Origin of the sequence: Vreelandella gomseomensis (assembly GCF_031451645.1) — a bacterium.
GTDB classification, from domain to species: Bacteria; Pseudomonadota; Gammaproteobacteria; order Pseudomonadales; family Halomonadaceae; genus Vreelandella; species Vreelandella gomseomensis.
Window position 1 is genome coordinate 23,035 of record NZ_JARWAI010000012.1, and the last position, 12,947, is coordinate 35,981.

Genomic DNA, 12,947 nt, shown 5'->3' on the forward strand with positions numbered 1-12,947 from the left:
CGACCAATGCTTGCTGGCCCCCACTTGGTGGGGGCTTTTTTTTTGCGCGGAACCTGGCTGTCTATTTAGAAGGCACGGCGCCGATAGACACGGTACTCGGGCGACCAACTGGCGCGCTCGATGGCTGCACGCAGCTCGGTACCGCCGGTCTTGAGCGCCACACCGTTCTGCTGTGCCTGGGCCGCTACCTCGAAGGCGATCGACTGGCTGATATCGCGAATACGCGACAGCGGCGGCAGCAAGGCGCCTTTGCCGTTCTTGACCAGCGGTGCCTCCCGCGCCAGCGCTCGCGAGGCACTCATCAGCATTTCATCGGTCACCCGGGACGCCCTGGCCGCCACCACGCCAAGCCCGATACCGGGGAAGATATAGGCGTTGTTGCACTGGGCAATGGGGTAAGTGCGGCCGTTGAAGACCACCGGCGGGAACGGACTGCCGGTGGCCACCAGCGCCTGGCCGTCGGTCCAGCGAATGACGTCTTCCGGCACGGCTTCCGCCTGGGAAGTGGGGTTGGAGAGCGGCATGATCACCGGGTGCTCGCAGCCCGCGTGCATGGTGCGCACCACCTGCTCGGTGAAAATGCCCCGCTGGCCGCATACGCCAATCAGCACCGTCGGTTTGATCTGCGCAATGGTCTCCTCAAGCCCTTGCCCGTTCCATTCGGCGACCAGACTGGCATCGTGGGCCAGGCGCCGCTGGAAGTCGCGCTGCCACGGCTGGTCGTTGGTCATCAGCCCTTCACGATCCACCATGTAGATGCGCTTGCGAGCCTCGCTCTCGCTCAATCCCTCAGTCTGCATCGCCACCACGACCTGCTCGGCGATGCCGCAGCCGGCAGAACCTCCGCCCACGAACACCACCCGCTGGTCGGCGATAGTCTGCTCGCGGGCCTGGCAGCCCGCCATGAGCGTGCCCACGACCACCGAGGCGGTACCCTGCACGTCGTCGTTGAAGCAGCACAGCTCGTCACGGTACTTCTCGAGCAGCGGCATCGCATTGGCCTGGGCGAAGTCCTCGAACTGCAGCAGCACATTGGGCCAGCGACGTTTGACGGCGGCGATGAAGGTCGCCATGAACTCGTCATATTCTTCCTGGCTGACCCGCTCATGCCGCCAGCCCATGTACATCGGATCGTCAAGCAGCGCTTTGTTGTTCGTCCCTACATCGAGCATGATCGGCAGGGTATACGCCGGGCTGATGCCCCCACAGGCGGTATATAGCGCCAGCTTGCCGATGGGGATACCCATCCCACCGATGCCCTGATCACCGAGGCCCAGAATCCGCTCGCCGTCGGTCACCACGATTACCTTGACGTTATCCTTGGTGGCGCTGCGCAGGATGTCGTCCATGTGCTCGCGATCCGGGTAGCTGATAAACAGCCCCCGGTGGTTACGATAGATATTGGAAAATTCCTGGCACGCCTTGCCGACCGTCGGCGTGTAGATGATCGGCAGCATTTCCTCGAGGTGCTCGGAGACCAGCCGAAAATACAGCGTTTCGTTATCGTCCTGAATGGCGCGCAAATGAATATGTCGCTCCAGGTCGCTGTGGCACTGCTGGTACTGACGATAGACGCGCTCTAGCTGGTCATCAATGGTTTCGACCTTCTGGGGCAGCAGGCCGATCAGGTTGAATGCCAGCCGCTCCTGCTGAGTAAACGCACTGCCTTTGTTCAATAGCGGCATTTCAAGTAGGGAAGGACCGGCGTAAGGAAGGTACAGGGGGCGTTTGCTCGCGGTGGTCATAAGCACTCTCTTTTTGTCGCAAATTTCTATTGCAATGCAGCAACATAGCGCGTCTGCAGTCTTTGAGCGTAATGTAACATGCCCTTTCGACAAAGGTAGCAAGCAGGCGCATTAAAGCGACAAAAACGCCCCAACCGAGGTTGGGGCGCAAAGAGAGATACATACTGAAAATCGCGCTGACGAAGCGCGCCCTAACAGGTTTTGGCAGCCGGCCGCCGGGCGGCTTCACCGGTGAAGAATAATGGCCGCAGCTTGACGCCCAGCATGTTGCCCGCGAAGGCAGCCACCAGCCATACCCAGCCATGGAGGCTGCCGGACGCAATGCCGCTGAAGTAAGCGCCGATATTGCAGCCAAACGCCAGGCGCGCGCCATAACCCAGCAGCAACCCGCCGATGATCGCGGCGAGCACCGAACGCAGGGGAATCCTGAAATTCGGCGCAAAGCGACCCGCCAGGCTGGCGGCGGCAAGTGCGCCGAGCATGATGCCGACATTCATCACCGTCGTCACATCACTCCATACGCTGGAAGTGAGCGCGGCGGCATTGCCCGACGACTGCCAATAGCCCCACTGGGACACATCGCCACCGACCAGTTCAAAGCCTTTCGCCCCCCATAGCGCAAACGCCGAGGTAATCCCCCAGGGCCGCCCGGCCAGCGCCAGGGTGACAAAATTCAATACCGCGAGGGCCACCGCCCCGGCCACCAGCGGCCACGGGCCGGTCAGCCAGCGCTGGTAGCCGTGCTTGTCGACCTGCGGGGCTTTCTCCAACTGGCCATGGCGGCCCTTTTCCATCACCAGGGTAAACGCGGCAATGGCGGCAAACAGCACCAGGCTGATGGCCATGCCCCCGCCGGAGCCCGCCACGTTAACCAGCGATACCGGCTGAAACGCGGGCAGGCTCTGCCACCAGGCAAAGTGCGCGCTGCCGATCACCGAGCCGACGATGAAAAACAGCAGCGTGATCACCATGCGCGCATTGCCGCCGCCGGCGGTAAACAAGGTCCCCGACGCGCAGCCGCCGCCGAGCTGCATACCCAAGCCGAAGAGAAACGCGCCCACCAGCACCGAAACGCCAATCGGCGCGACAAAACCGTAGACCTCGCGGCCAAACAGCGTACCCGCCCCCAGTGCGGGGAAAAACAGCACCACGGCCAGCGCCAGCATCACCATCTGCGCGCGCAGGCCGCGCCCACGGCGCTCCTTGATAAACACCCGCCAGGCCGACGTGAAGCCAAAGGCCGCGTGATACAGCACCAGGCCAAACAGGCCGCCGACAATCATCAGCAGGCCGGTATTGGCGTCAAACACCACGCCGATCATCAGCGCCCCCAGCACGATCGCCGCCGCCACGATAAGTGGCACGCGATACGTGGCCGAAGGCGTTCGAGTCGCTGTAGTCATAGGATCACCTTGAGCAACGCCAAAAGCGCCTGCTGAACAACAGGCGCTTTTGATCGAGATGGATAGTGCGCTAAGCCTACCGGGGCAGAAAGTTAGCGTGAAATGTTTTATTCGACGTGATCTATACCATTCTGGAATATACAAACAACTCGCCGGCCCGATCGCTTTTTTAGCCGGCTCGCCTTGAATCCGCGGGGATTCGGCTGCATATCTATAGCTAAATTTCCCCATTCGCGAGCATGTTTATGTCGTCCATCATTGATCCACGTACCGGTGAAGCGCTGACCAGCCCTGACGCAGGCAACGACGGGCAAGCTCAGGCCGGCCAGTCAGCGGTTCGCCCAGAGGACGTTATCATCGACCTCAACGCGGGTAACATCCAGCAGGTACTGGAAGCCTCTTCGCAGGTGCCGGTGCTCATGGACTGCCGGTCGCCGGACGCTGAGGCCTGCAACCAGCTGACGCCGATACTCGAAAAGCTGGCGCTCGAATACGCTGGCGCCTTCCTGCTGGCCAAGCTGGATACCCAGGCCAACCCGCAAATCGCCAGCCAGTTGGGTGTCCAGTCGGTTCCCGATGTCAAACTGATCAGCCAGGGCGGCCTGGTCGACGGCTTCCAAGGCGCACTGCCCGAAAAACAGGTTCGCGAGTGGCTCAACCGCTACTTCCCCGCTCCCGAAGATGCGCCCCCCAGCCCCGAAGAGCAGGCTGAAGCGGCGCTCGAAGCGGGCGATGTCGCCGGCGCGCGGGATACCTATCAGTCCCTGGTCAGCCAGTACCCTGACCACTATCCCTATCAGGTTGCCCTCGCCAGGACGCTGGTGGCCGAGGGGCGTCGTGACGAAGCGCGTAACCTGCTGGACAACCTGCCGCCGGAAGAGCGCGATGCGCCATCCGCACGCGGCGTGCGAGCCAGCATCGAATTTGGCGAGCAGGCGCTGTCCAGCGAGGAGATCGCCGCGCTGGGCGACCGCACCGACAGCGACGCCCAGTACCAGCGTGCACTGCGTCAGGTAGCGGACGGTCACTACGAGGCCGGGCTGGATGCGCTGCTCACGTTGATGAAGCAGGATCGCGCCTACAATGACGACGCCGCCCGCAAAACGCTATTGCAGGTGTTCGACGCCCTGGGCGCCGACCATCCACTGACCGTCGCCTATCGCCGCAAACTCTTTGCCCTGCTGTATTGATTGCTCAGCGGGCCAGCAACGCATCCATTCGGGTGAGCGCCGCCTCCAGCTGCGAGGCGGTGGTGCCGAAATTGAGCCGCACATAGCCCGGATGGCCGAAGGCCGCGCCGTCGGACAAGGCGACCCCGGCCTGCTCGAGGAGCGTCGCCTGGGGTGATTCACCAAGGTTCGCGTCGCGCATGTCCAGCCAGGCGAGATAGGTCGAGGCGGGCGAACTCATTTCGACCCCGGGCCAAGTCGCCACACGCGCCTTGAGCGTGGCGCGATGTTCACGCAGCACCTGCAGCAGGGCTTGGCGCCACGGCTCGCCATCGCGATAGGCGGCCTCTGCCGCCACCAGGCCGAGCACGTTGCCATCGGGCAGCAGGCCTTTGGTCGCCTGGGCAAAGCGCTTGCGCAGGTCAGGATCGGGGATCACCGCGCAGGCCGTGGTCAGCCCCGCCAGATTGAAGGTCTTCGACGGCGCCCACAGCGTGATGGTGCGCTTGGCGAGCGCAGGAAAGGCCGCCACCAGCGGTTGATGACGCGCGCCTTCGTCAAGCAGCAGATCGCAATGCAGTTCATCGGATACCACCCAGAGGTCATGCCGTTCGACAAACGCGGCCAGCGCCGCCAGCTCCCCGTACGACCACACCCGGCCGGTCGGATTATGCGGATGGCACCACAGCAGCAGGCGGGTCTCGGGCGTCACCGCCGCCTCGAGCGCGCCGATATCCAGCCGCCAGCTATCGTCACGGCTCACCGGGGTCGCCAGCGCCGCCTGCTGGGGCAGCCGGCCGGTTCGCTCGGCCACCGCCAGAAATGGCGGGTAAATCGGCGTAACCGTCAATACGCCGTCGCCCGGTGCGGTCAGCGTCTGGGCGGCCAGATGCAGCGCCGGCACCACGCCCGGCAGCCACTGCTGCCAATCAGCGCTGATGAGCCAGTCGTAGTGGTGGGCGCTCCACTGGCACAGGGTTTCTGTTAACGTGGCAGGCACTTCGCCGTAGCCGTAAACGCCGTGTGCCACCCGCGCGTGCAAGGCGTCGATCACCGCAGGCGGCGAGCGAAAGTCCATATCCGCCACCCACAGGGGCAGCACGTCGTCAGCGTAGCGGTGCCATTTCTGCGATGCCCAGCCCTCAGCGGGGTGGCGCCGCTCAACGGGCGTGGCAAAATCAAACGCCATTATTCGTCTCACTTTTGTTAACCGGGGGTGCAGCTGAGCATGCCGCAAGATGACTTTTATACCAAGGTGCGCGCCGGATTGCCCGCGCTGTTGCGCCAGTGGCGCGCGCTGGGTCAGGCCGACGCCGACCGGCTGGCGCTGATTTTGGCCGAAACGGCGCGGGTCGCCAAGTTGGGCGAGCCCAGCGAAACGCCAGACGGCGCCACCCTGGATGCATGGAGCCAGTCACAGGACGGTGACATTCCGCTATGGGCACCGCGTACGGCGGTTTTCCTGCTCAACCAGATGCCCGCCCGGCCGCTACCGGACAGCGAGGCCGAAGCCTGCGCCTGGGCCTACTGCTGGCTGCGCAACCGAACGTTCGACCATCTGGAAGACGCGCAACGGGCGCTGCCCGCGCATCTGCAAACGCCACTGGAAAGGGCCCTGGCGGCCGCCTGGCGCGACCAGCAAGGGCTTCGCCTGGTGTAGCGTCATCCCCCCAGGCCTTGACCAAGCGTTTGCTTGGGGCAATCCTGACGCTTCAACCGGCCTCTGGGCTTGTCCCCCACGCTGCTCATAAGATGACAAGGATGGCGTTATGTTCACCCGCACCATTGAACCGGCGTTTTACGACACCGATGCCCTCGGGCATATCAATAACACCCGTCTTCCCGCCTGGTTCGAGCTGGCGCGCAACGACCTGTTCAGATTGTTCACCCCCGACCTGAACCCCCAGGCGTGGCGCTTGATCATGGCGCGGATGGAGGTCGACTACCGCGCTGAACTGTTTTACGGTCATGATATCGAATTACGTACCTACCTGACGCGCCTGGGCAAAAGCTCCTTTACCGTCACCCAGGAGGCGCGTCAGCACGGCAAGTTAACCAACGTCGGGCATACCGTTCTAGTGCAATATGACCATCAGGCCAAATGCACCGTGCCCATTGAAGGCGAGTTGCGGCAAGCGCTCGAGGCCCATATGCAAGACGCGCCCGCCCCCGCCTGAACCGCTAACGCCCCGGCAACGGGGCGGCCAGGAGTGCCCCATGGCGATCCGCTATAATCTTTGGCTAGACCCGGACAACACCGCCCAGCACCGCGCCGTCGAGGCGGACCTCGAGCGCTACTTCATGGAGCGCTTTGCTGACTATCCGCATATTCGCTTGTTCGGTGCCGACCCCTACGATTATGATGCGCCGTTCAACCGACTTTACGATGTGCTGATGGCCCGCGCCGCCGAATACTGCGAGCGCACCTGGCACTACGTGGCATCGCCGGAACAGCTCAACCGCTGTTTTTTCCGCGCCGTCGGCCGCTCCACCAAGTTTGTCCAGGAATAACCCTGCACACGACGACCGCCCGCAAGAGATACGCCCCATGGTGATTCGCACCGATCAAGCCCCCGACGAACGCCAGCTGGCGATCATTACCCAACAGCTCGGCCGCCCGCCCAAGGGCATTGAGGCCGTGGCCGCGGTGGACGGCGACGGCACCCCGCTGGTGCTGCGCATGGCGCCGATTGTGGATGGCAAGCCCTTTCCGACGCTCTACTGGCTGTGCTCCGACGTGCTCAAGGTGGAGATTTCGCGCATTGAAGCCGTGGGCGTTATCAAGTCGCTGGAGCAGCAGCTACAGGACGACCCCGACTTCCTGGTGGCCTACCAGCAAAGTCACCGCGACTACGTCGAGACACGCTGGTCGCTGATGAGCGACGCGCAGCGCGTCGAGGTGGATAAGCTCGGCTACCGCGACGTGCTCACCGAGCGCGGCATTGGCGGCATCAGCAACTGGCAGCAGATACGCTGCCTGCATACCCAGTACGCTCACCATCTGTGCGGCCACAATGTCATCGGCCAGTGGCTGGACGCCCACTATCAGGTCGATGCATTCCTGCCCTGACCGGCACACCACTGCCGAGTCAACGGCCCACCTAGTTATCTCTATCTTGTACGTTAAGGAACCGGTGTCATGTCCCGAATCTGCGTTTATCTTGGCTCTAGGGAAGGCAATAGTCCTGCCTTTCGTCACGCCGCCCAGGCGCTTGGCCACAGCCTGGCGGCCCATGGTCACACGCTGGTCTACGGCGGCGCCCGGGTCGGGCTGATGGGCGTGCTGGCCAATGCGGCACTTGACGCGGGCGGCGAAGTGATCGGCGTGATGCCGGATCATCTGGTCGAGCGCGAGCAGGCCCATTTCGGCCTGACCGAGCTGATCCGCGTGCCCAACATGCACGAGCGCAAAGCCAGCATGGCCGCCAATGCGGATGCCTTCATCGCCCTGCCCGGCGGCATCGGCACCTTTGAAGAGCTGTTCGAAATCTGGACCTGGGGGTATCTGGGGCTGCACGACAAGCCACTCGGGCTGCTCAACGTTGACGGTTTTTACGCGCCCCTGCTGACGTTTTTAAACAGCACCGTGGAACAGGGCTTCATGGCGCAGGCCACCCGGGACATGTTGCTCGACGCCGACACCCCCGCCGCCCTGCTTGATGCGATTATCGCCAAGCGCTAGCTGGCAAGGGGCCATGCAAACGGGTATGCAGTTGAGGCATCGGGATAGGAGGATTGCCCGGCTACTCGCAGAGCCGGAGGGTTCGCTGATAGGTCAGTTGGAGTAGCAGGGCGTCTTCACCGGCGCGATGGCGGTGGATGCCACGCTCCGCGATGACCGACTCCTTGGTATCACTCCACGCGGCCTGCTGCGCTTCGCTGAGCAGGATGCGCAGCGCTTCAAGGCGAAAGCGCGCCAGCATGCCGGCGTGGTGAAACAGCAACGAGAGCCAGGTGTTATCGTATCCCCAGCTGTCACTGTAAGCCTTGCCGATCTCGCCAAGCTCGTCGTTAAGCCAGTGCGCCACCTGGCGCACCGGGTAGCCTTCGCGGATCAGGCGCTCGCGGGAAATCCCGTGCAGCAACTCGGCCTTGGGATCCCAGTGCGTCCACTCGTCGAGCGGCTGGATCAGAAACGCGCAGCTGGTGCCGTCGGCACGGGCGATCCCCACCTCGATCGGGTAGCTACCGCGCCCGAAACCGGACGCTTCAATATCCAACACAGTCGGGAGCGTCTCGGACACAGACGGCCTCACTTACTCAAATAGGGCGCCCGTCAGGCCGCCACGTGTTCAGAGGGCTGATCCACCAAGGCCTGCCAATAGGCGGCTTGATCGGCATCGGCCGTTAACCCCAGCTCGCCCACCCGATAGGCAAGCGCCAGACGCTCAGCCGCTAGCACATGGCCGGATTGCGCCGCGCGCGCATACCAGGTAACCGCATAGTCATCACGGCGTGGGTACTGTGCACAACCGTTCTCATAGATGGTCGCGGCCTGATACTGCGATTTCACATCGCCGGCATGGGCCGCTTCCATCACATAGCGCGCGCCGCGAGCTTTATCGTGGGGCGACAGGCTGCGCTTCAGCAACATATGGCCGTACACGGAAAGCGCGTCGGGATGGCCCGCCTCGGCGCAACGCTTGAACAAGCGCAGCGTAAGCCGCTGAGTACGCGGCGAGCGTGGCAACAGCCAACGATTCTGAAACAGTCGTTCGGCGAGCCGAAACTCCAGCCGAGTAAACAAAGATGATGCCTGTGGCATGGCAAACCACCCTGTCTGTCTGTTGAAACCTTGGGCCAGCCGTCACTCCCTATGAGACAACCAACCACGCGATAAACCGCAGCAGCCTGTCGGGCTTGACCGATCGTCACGAGAAGATTCGCAGTCGATCAGCGTTAAGTCCGACAGGCTGCCAGCCGGTCGATGGGCTGGCAAGCATACGCCTGCCTTGGCGGGGACTCAACCCCTCTGATTTGCTGCCTGGCGAAGGCCTCGCTAACATGCCCCACACCCCACGACGCGATGCGCTATATTAGCCGTGCATCCGCTCGTTATCGTGCTCAACCAAGGAGAAAGCCATGCAAACGCGACCATTGGGCAGAACCGGGCTGGACGTCAGCCGACTTTGCCTGGGCACCATGACGTTTGGCGAACAAAACAGCGAAGCCGAGGCCCACGAGCAGCTCGACCGCGCCGTGGCCTTTGGCATCAATTTTATCGATACCGCTGAAATGTATCCCGTCCCGCCCAAAGCGGAGACCCAAGGGCTGACCGAGCGCTATGTAGGCAGCTGGCTCAAGCAGCGCCGCGAACGCGACGACGTGGTTATCGCCACCAAAGCCGCTGGCCCCGGGCTTGATCATATTCGTGGAGGACCACGCCTGACGCGCGAGCACCTTTTCCAGGCGGTCGATACCAGCCTCGAGCGCCTGCAAACCGATTACATTGACCTTTATCAACTGCACTGGCCTGACCGCAGCACCAACTTCTTCGGCAAGCTGGGCTACGTGCATAACCAGGAAGAAGACGCCACGCCACTGGAAGAGACCCTGAGCGCGCTCAAGGAGCTGGTCGACGCGGGTAAAATTCGTGCCATCGGGCTTTCAAACGACACGCCCTGGGGCACCATGCGCGCCCTGCAACTCGCCGATCAGCTCGACGTGCCACGGGTGGCCTCGATCCAGAACCCCTATAACCTGCTCAACCGTTCCTTCGAGGTGGGCCTGGCTGAAATCGCCCACCGCGAAGATGTCGGGTTGCTCGCCTACTCGCCGCTGGGCTTTGGCGTGCTCTCGGGCAAATACCTGGATGGTGCGCAGCCGCCGACCGGTCGCCTCACCCTATTCGAGCGTTTCAAGCGCTATACCTCGCCGGAGGCCGAAGCGGCCACCAAGGCCTATGTGTCGCTGGCACGCGACTACGGCCTCGACCCCGCGCAAATGGCCTTGGCGTTCGTCAACTCGCGCAGCTTCCTGACCAGCAACATCATCGGCGCCACCACCATGGCGCAGCTGGAAAGCAACCTGGCCAGCGAAAGCCTCAAGCTGGACGACGAGGTGCTGGACGCCATCGACGATATCCATCGCCGCATGCCCAACCCCTGCCCCTGATCGCGCCTCGCGCGCGAAAGACGCTATCGGGCCTATAGCCTCGGCCATCGCCGAGGCTTGATATAATGCCCTTATTACTTCTAGGACGTGCCAAGGAATCTGCCATGTTGAGCGTCATTTCACCGGCCAAAACGCTGGATTTTGAAACCCCGCCGACCACCCAGGACGTCACCCAGCCGGACTTTCTGGACGACAGCCAGGCGCTGATCGACATCCTGCGTGACTACTCGCCCCAGCAGATCAGCGACCTGATGGGGATCAGCGATAAGCTCGCGGGCCTGAACGCCGCGCGATTCGCCGAATGGCAGCCGCCGTTTTCGCTGGAAAACGCCAAGCCCGCCGCGCAGGCCTTCCAGGGAGATGTCTACACGGGGCTTGAAGCCGATACCTTCAGCGACGACGAAAACCGCTATGCCCAGCAGCATCTGCGTATTTTGTCTGGGCTTTATGGCCTGCTACGCCCGCTGGATCTGATTCAGCCTTATCGGCTTGAGATGGGCACCAAGCTCCCCAACCCGGCGGGCAAGGATCTATATGCCTACTGGAAGCCCACGCTGACCTCGGCGCTCAATGACGCCATTGCCGCCAGCGGGTCAAAGGTGCTGGTCAACCTAGCGTCCAATGAATACTTCAAGGCCGTCGACGCCAAGCAACTCGATGCCCGGATCATCACGCCGGTGTTCAAAGACGAGAAAAACGGCACCTTCAAGATCATCAGCTTCTACGCTAAAAAGGCACGCGGATTGATGAGCGCCTGGATCATTCGCCAGCAGGCCAACGACCCCGAGGCGCTGAAGGCCTTTGATGTCGCCGGCTACCGGTTTGACCCAGCAGCCTCCCAGGGCGACACCTTTGTGTTTACCCGCCGCGAGGCTGACCGCTAAGGGCTCAGCTAGCCGTCAAAAAAACCGCACCGCCTTTGCCGCGCGAGGCTTCAGGAACTGGCGGTGCACATCGCCAAACGACGTTGTGTCGCAGCGATGCAGCCACTCGTAGGCCACCATATCCGCCGAAACCGCCTGCGCCCCCAGCGCACAGGCCCGTTCGCGAGCCAGCGCCGCTTCACCGGCACGCCGGCTGGCGGTGGCCTCGCTCAGCCAGTACACCGCATAGCCATCGGCTAACAGCCCGAGCGCGGTTTGCAGCACGCAAATATGCGCCTCGGTACCGCATAGCACGACCTGCTGTCGGCCGGTGGCGCGCAACGCCTCCCGAAACGCGGCGTCTTCGGTGACAGCAAAGTGCTGCTTTTGCCATATCGTCGGCGCGGTTCGATCCGCCAATAATGCTGCAGCGGTGCCACCGAGCTTCTCCGGCATCTGCTCGGTCAGCCACACGGGCACCTCCAGCGCCTCTGCGACGCCGTACAGCCAATGGGCCTCAGCAATAGCCTCGTCACCGCCGTCGATCACCGGCAGCAACCCCGCCTGGAAATCGACCATCAATAGCACACTTTTATCGCGTTCCAAACGCACGTTATCACCTCATTATTGTCTTTATGGTTATCCGCTAGAAACAGACGACGCCCGCGATCAATAGGCGGTAAACTAGCGACCGTTTTTAACCACTTTATACTCCCCATTGTATCCCCTTTGCGCTCAGAGGCGCTTGATAACCTGGAGAAACACCATGCTGCGACAGATTTTTGTCATGTTACTGGTAAGCGTGATGGGCGTTGGTCTGGCGGTTGAATCCGCCGATGCCCGCCGCCTGGGCGGCGGCGCTAGCAGCGGCAGCTTTTCGCGCTCGGCCGACCGTCCCGCCGCCACCCAACAACAGGCCCAGACCAATCGCGATCAGGGCCAGCCCGGTGCGGCGGCCCGTCGTGGGGGCATGGGCGGCATGTTCGGCGGCTTGCTGGCCGGCGGGCTGCTGGCGGCGCTGTTCTTTGGTGGCGCCTTCGACGAACTTCGCCTGATGGATCTACTGGTCATGGCCGGCGTCGCCTTACTGGCGGTCATGGCGTTCCGCGCCATGCGCCAACCCGCGACGGGGCATGCGCGCTCAACGGGCGCTTCCGCAGCGTCTTTCCAGGGGCAAGGCGGCGTTGCCTCAAGCGGCCCCACCGCCTCCGCCACACCGGCATGGTTCGACAAGGAGCGTTTCCTGAGCGGCGCCAAGGAGCATTTCATGACCCTGCAGCGCGCCTGGGATAATAACGACTTCAGCCGCCTGCAGGAATACGTCACGCCCGAGTACTACAACGTGCTGCGCGCCGAGCGGGCCCAGCAGCCGGCCAATAACCAGACCGAAATCGTGCGCCTGTTTGCCGAACTGGGCAATGTAACGGAAATGGGCGACCATGCCGAAGCGACGGTGATTTTCCATGGTCTGCTGGAAGAAAACGGCGAGCAGACCGAGTTCAACGAAACCTGGCACCTGACCCGCGCCATGCGCGAGGATGCCCCCTGGTACCTGCAAGGCATCGAGCAGAACCCGGGCGCTTAGCCACACAAAACATCGTGAACAGCGTTAATAACAAACGCCCCGCTTTTTGCGGGGCGTTGGCGTTCAAG

At 62.7% G+C, this 12,947-nt stretch carries 15 protein-coding genes; 9 read left to right on the forward strand and 6 right to left on the reverse strand.

What is annotated here, in order from left to right:
* Nucleotides 1-65: 65 nt before the first annotated feature.
* Entirely contained in the window at nt 66-1,745 is a 1,680-nt protein-coding gene (locus tag QC815_RS14705) for an NAD-dependent malic enzyme (RefSeq protein ID WP_230445940.1), read from the reverse strand.
* Between the two features lie 191 nt (nt 1,746-1,936).
* The gene (locus QC815_RS14710) at nt 1,937-3,148 is read right to left on the reverse strand and encodes a YeeE/YedE family protein (RefSeq protein WP_230445939.1); all 1,212 of its coding nucleotides are present in this window, start codon (nt 3,146-3,148) and stop codon (nt 1,937-1,939) included.
* Between the two features lie 245 nt (nt 3,149-3,393).
* Here QC815_RS14710 and QC815_RS14715 point away from each other — a divergent pair, with 245 nt between their 5' ends.
* The gene (locus QC815_RS14715) at nt 3,394-4,338 is read left to right on the forward strand and encodes a co-chaperone YbbN (RefSeq protein WP_230445938.1); all 945 of its coding nucleotides are present in this window, start codon (nt 3,394-3,396) and stop codon (nt 4,336-4,338) included.
* A 4-nt stretch (nt 4,339-4,342) separates the two neighbouring features.
* Here QC815_RS14715 and QC815_RS14720 read toward each other — a convergent pair whose 3' ends face one another.
* Complete coding sequence (locus QC815_RS14720) at nt 4,343-5,506, reverse strand: MalY/PatB family protein (protein ID WP_230445937.1); 1,164 nt, start codon at nt 5,504-5,506, stop codon at nt 4,343-4,345.
* A 39-nt stretch (nt 5,507-5,545) separates the two neighbouring features.
* Here QC815_RS14720 and QC815_RS14725 point away from each other — a divergent pair, with 39 nt between their 5' ends.
* From QC815_RS14725 to QC815_RS14745, 5 genes are all read left to right on the forward strand, one after another.
* Nucleotides 5,546-5,977 (forward strand): hypothetical protein, encoded by a 432-nt coding sequence (locus tag QC815_RS14725; RefSeq protein ID WP_230445936.1) that lies wholly within the window; start codon nt 5,546-5,548, stop codon nt 5,975-5,977.
* Between the two features lie 109 nt (nt 5,978-6,086).
* Nucleotides 6,087-6,494 carry an acyl-CoA thioesterase gene (locus QC815_RS14730; protein ID WP_230445935.1) on the forward strand — a complete coding sequence of 136 codons (408 nt, stop codon included), beginning with the start codon at nt 6,087-6,089 and terminating at the stop codon, nt 6,492-6,494.
* A 40-nt stretch (nt 6,495-6,534) separates the two neighbouring features.
* Entirely contained in the window at nt 6,535-6,828 is a 294-nt protein-coding gene (locus tag QC815_RS14735) for a hypothetical protein (RefSeq protein WP_230445934.1), read from the forward strand.
* 37 nt (nt 6,829-6,865) lie between these two features.
* Nucleotides 6,866-7,387 carry a DUF501 domain-containing protein gene (locus QC815_RS14740; protein WP_230445933.1) on the forward strand — a complete coding sequence of 174 codons (522 nt, stop codon included), beginning with the start codon at nt 6,866-6,868 and terminating at the stop codon, nt 7,385-7,387.
* Between the two features lie 69 nt (nt 7,388-7,456).
* On the forward strand, nt 7,457-7,999 hold the full coding sequence (locus tag QC815_RS14745; RefSeq protein ID WP_230445932.1) for an LOG family protein: 543 nt from the start codon (nt 7,457-7,459) through the stop codon (nt 7,997-7,999).
* A gap of 61 nt (nt 8,000-8,060) precedes the next feature.
* Here the strand turns inward: QC815_RS14745 and QC815_RS14750 are convergent, their stop codons facing one another.
* Both QC815_RS14750 and QC815_RS14755 read right to left on the reverse strand, forming a co-directional pair.
* Entirely contained in the window at nt 8,061-8,561 is a 501-nt protein-coding gene (locus tag QC815_RS14750; RefSeq protein WP_230445931.1) for a hypothetical protein, read from the reverse strand.
* Between the two features lie 32 nt (nt 8,562-8,593).
* Nucleotides 8,594-9,082: a tetratricopeptide repeat protein gene (locus tag QC815_RS14755; RefSeq protein WP_230445930.1), complete on the reverse strand. Its 489-nt coding sequence runs from the start codon at nt 9,080-9,082 to the stop codon at nt 8,594-8,596.
* Nucleotides 9,083-9,399: 317 nt separating this feature from the next.
* On the opposite strand from QC815_RS14755, the gene QC815_RS14760 reads away from it, so the two are divergent.
* A complete protein-coding gene (locus QC815_RS14760) occupies nt 9,400-10,431 on the forward strand; it encodes an NADP(H)-dependent aldo-keto reductase (protein ID WP_230445929.1) in 1,032 nt (343 codons plus the stop codon).
* Between the two features lie 104 nt (nt 10,432-10,535).
* The gene (yaaA, locus tag QC815_RS14765; RefSeq protein WP_230445928.1) at nt 10,536-11,315 is read left to right on the forward strand and encodes a peroxide stress protein YaaA; all 780 of its coding nucleotides are present in this window, start codon (nt 10,536-10,538) and stop codon (nt 11,313-11,315) included.
* A 15-nt stretch (nt 11,316-11,330) separates the two neighbouring features.
* On the opposite strand, the gene QC815_RS14770 is transcribed toward yaaA, so the two are convergent.
* Complete coding sequence (locus tag QC815_RS14770; protein WP_310540634.1) at nt 11,331-11,906, reverse strand: isochorismatase family protein; 576 nt, start codon at nt 11,904-11,906, stop codon at nt 11,331-11,333.
* Nucleotides 11,907-12,060: 154 nt separating this feature from the next.
* On the opposite strand from QC815_RS14770, the gene QC815_RS14775 reads away from it, so the two are divergent.
* Entirely contained in the window at nt 12,061-12,879 is an 819-nt protein-coding gene (locus QC815_RS14775) for a Tim44 domain-containing protein (RefSeq protein WP_230445926.1), read from the forward strand.
* Nucleotides 12,880-12,947 lie beyond the last annotated feature (68 nt).